The organism is Acinetobacter thutiue, from assembly GCF_030385805.1.
Lineage (GTDB): Bacteria > Pseudomonadota > Gammaproteobacteria > Pseudomonadales > Moraxellaceae > Acinetobacter > Acinetobacter corruptisaponis.
In genome coordinates, this window is the sequence record NZ_JAUDZE010000004.1 from 224,551 (window position 1) to 225,905 (window position 1,355).

Annotated in this window: 1 protein-coding gene; it reads right to left on the reverse strand. The window is 37.6% G+C overall.

What is annotated here, in order from left to right; translation table 11 throughout:
• Positions 1–37: 37 nt before the first annotated feature.
• A complete protein-coding gene (locus tag QTA56_RS11300; protein ID WP_267981050.1) occupies positions 38–1,276 on the reverse strand; it encodes a hypothetical protein in 1,239 nt (412 codons plus the stop codon).
• Positions 1,277–1,355: the final 79 nt, after the last annotated feature.

Below are 1,355 nucleotides of genomic sequence, written 5' to 3' on the forward strand. Positions count from 1 at the left end.
CATCTTACATACTTGCGAAGTTGTTCAATCCTAAAATTTAAATAACTTTCTTCTGGTACGGCGGTAATGCTGTTCCAGCTTCCTGAACTATCTTTAAAATATCATTATAGAAAAGATAATTTTGTTCTAAATAAAAAAGCTCTTTCTCCTCCGAGAACTCTTTTTTACTTTGTTCATAGCATTGGTCCAAAGCATCCTGATCCAGACTTACAGCATAAATCATCATCCTTGTTTTATAATATAACTGGATAATAAGCCCTTCAGGCATATCACCATACGCCCATGCCTGTAACTCCTTTAGATTCCCATTTCCCAGATGTGCAAAAATAAAACTGACATAACCATCAAATCCCCTAAAAAATTTCTGGATAGAAGTCCTATTATCCCAACGACCTGTTAGATAGTATTTTAATTCAAGATACCCTTGCTCATTTAAGACAGGCGTACGTATATCTTGATCTAACAATCTAATAATTAATTTTTCTTGTAATGCTTCCTGTTGTTCTTTAGGAATAAAATGACTGGTCAAATCCATTGAAAATGAAACCATAGGGCTTTTTGTCAATTTTCCAAAGCTCATTTTTAATTGATAAAAGATACCCTTGACCTCATCAATAAAGAGGCAACTACGGTATCCCTCATCTGGTGCCAGTTCAGGATGCTCAATATTTCTCCATGGATTAATAAAATCATGCCCAATATTATAGATATATAATTTTAAATTTTTAGCATACGGATGCTGGGCTGTCCACAAACGCACCAACTCCTCAGCCTTTTTTATATTACGGGGCGGTTCAATGTCTTCCAGATTAAAGGTTTGTGCCTGTGTACTTAAGGGCTTTAAAAATGAAGCAAGCACCTGTTCAACTGCGCCAAAGGGTGTCTGTAAAAGACCCATTCCCCAAACTGCGAAATAGGGTTCATAGAAACCAACTCCCGATGCCTGTACCGCCTCATAAAACACACGATACAGCGCATCGCCCTGTGCAAGAATGTCAAAATGCTCCAACTCCAGCATCGCACGAGGCTGGGCTTTTAGACCCTGCTGTAAGCCTACCATCCATTCCTGTATTTCATCAGAAAAGAACTCACTGTATTGCGGATCTGTTACCTTTATCGCAATATAATCAATCCATGCCTGTAGTGTCTTTCCCTCACTTGCTGTATTTCGATGCTGTTGGTATAAATCATAAGCTGCACGCTCTGAATCATTTATATCGGGTAAATCACCTGTAAAAATTTCAGGTTCCCATAAGTAAATTGCACCTAACGACATCTCATTTCCCTTAAGTTAAATCATATATGTTGTTTAAAAAAAACCTCATACTTTCTAGATATGAGGTCTAGCTTCTCAA

Bases quoted from the DNA above. Each gene is read 5' to 3' on its own strand.
- QTA56_RS11300 (WP_267981050.1), bottom strand. From the start codon at position 1,276: ATGTCGTTAGGTGCAATTTACTTATGGGAACCTGAAATTTTTACAGGT.